1 protein-coding gene is annotated in these 502 nt (G+C 69.3%); it reads right to left on the reverse strand.

Annotated features, from left to right (window positions below; genetic code table 11):
- On the reverse strand, nucleotides 1-502 hold a 502-nt coding region (locus AC1D15_RS36695; protein ID WP_477829967.1), incomplete at both ends, for a sodium/proton-translocating pyrophosphatase.

Raw genomic sequence — 502 nt, forward strand, 5'->3', positions numbered from 1 at the left:
ATGTACTTCTTCGCGTTGTCCCAGGCGCCGCCGCCGGTGCACATCGAGATCGCGACGAACAGGCCGGTGACGATGGTGCCCATCAGCAACCCGCCGAGCGCGGCCGGGCCGAGCAGCATGCCGACCGCGATCGGCACGACCACCGGCAGCAGGCTCGGGATGATCATTTCCTTGATCGCCGCGGTGGTCAGCATGTCGACGGCGCGGCCGTACTCGGGCTTGCCGCTGCCGTCCATGATCCCCTTGATGTCGCGGAACTGGCGGCGCACCTCCTCGACCACCGCGCCGGCCGCGCGGCCGACGGCTTCCATCGCCATCGCGCCGAACAGGTACGGGATCAGCCCGCCGATGAACAGGCCGACGATCACGCGCGGCTCCGACAGGTCGAAGCTGACCGTCATGCCGCGCGCCGCCAGCGCATGCGTGTAGTCGGCGAACAGCACCAGTGCCGCCAGGCCCGCCGAGCCGATCGCGTAGCCCTTCGTGACAGCCTTCGTGGTGT

This window comes from Rhizobacter sp. P2_H2 (genome assembly GCF_056403375.1).